The 1,070-nt window shown below is 57.6% G+C and carries 1 protein-coding gene; it reads right to left on the bottom strand.

Annotated features, from left to right (window positions below):
- Positions 1–829 (bottom strand): hypothetical protein (locus HMPREF3039_RS02865; protein WP_197457881.1); only part of this gene is annotated, 829 nt, incomplete at its 3' end.
- Positions 830–1,070: the final 241 nt, after the last annotated feature.

Genomic DNA, 1,070 nt, shown 5'->3' with positions numbered 1-1,070 from the left:
GCCAGCCTCCGTCGGTATACTTCTTCACCGTGCGCGTACTGCGGGAAGGCTGGGAATCATTGATGCCCCTGACCGTTTCAATCCGCTCCCACTTGGAGCCGGGCAAGGCGTTACGTTCAATCGTGCGTACGATGCGCTCGTCCCCTTCTCCCTTGATGATGGCCACTTTGCCGTCTTCCTCCCGGCGTTCGATAAATTGCGGTTTCTGTCCGGCTCTCTGATTGGTAATATGGGTTACTTTTACACCATTTTCCATGGAAGTCTCATAGAGGGCCATTTTGTAGGGTTCTCCGGTAACCACAAATTCCCCATCGTTAGTGGGAGAGACATTCCCGGGAGCGTACCACTCCAGGGTGAGGCTGTTGTCTCCGGGAATGCTTCGCATCAGCCCCTGGACCTGGGAATAGACGCTGTTGAGAGATCCATCCGGGTTGTAGGTGACCTGAACCTTGCGGGCATACTCCTCGGCAGACATAGTGTTGCCCGAGGAGCTGGTGACGGAGACAACCTCTCCGGTGGCTGCTGAGAAGCGCAGGATCATGCCGGAAGGAAGCACCATGTCCATGTAGGCGGGAGTGTCCTGGATATTGGGAGTGAGGTCTTGGTTGAGCAGACATACGCGATAGTCCAGTTTTCTGGAGCTGCCAACGGGAGAAGCCTCGGCACTTCCTTCCTGGGCCTTGAAATAGATATGGCTTCCGGAGGGACGCTTGACGGTGACGCGCCGTTCGTCTCCAGAGAAGGAGGCGCTCCATGCCATGGGATGGTTGTAGCGCAGGGAAGGCCCGCTGTTGGAGTTGAGGCTGGAGGGGGTGGAAGATCGCGCCATGCGCATGAACCTGGCCGGAGAAGGAGGAGGGGGACCTCCTGCAGAAGGGGGATTGACACAGGCATCGCCCTGGCAGTCCTGTTGGTCATCGGGATCGCCCGGAGTAGGTTGTTGCTGAACGCAGTTTTCATCGCCTTCCTCGTCACAGTCACAGGGACAAGGGCATGGTTCCTCTTCGGTGGGAGGTTCGCTGGAGGAAGAAGACAGGGAACTGGAACTGGAGCTGGAGCTGGAGCTGGAA

Source organism: Akkermansia sp. KLE1798 (genome assembly GCF_001580195.1).
Taxonomy (GTDB): domain Bacteria; phylum Verrucomicrobiota; class Verrucomicrobiia; order Verrucomicrobiales; family Akkermansiaceae; genus Akkermansia; species Akkermansia biwaensis.
This window is presented reverse-complemented; position numbering and strand designations above follow the sequence as displayed.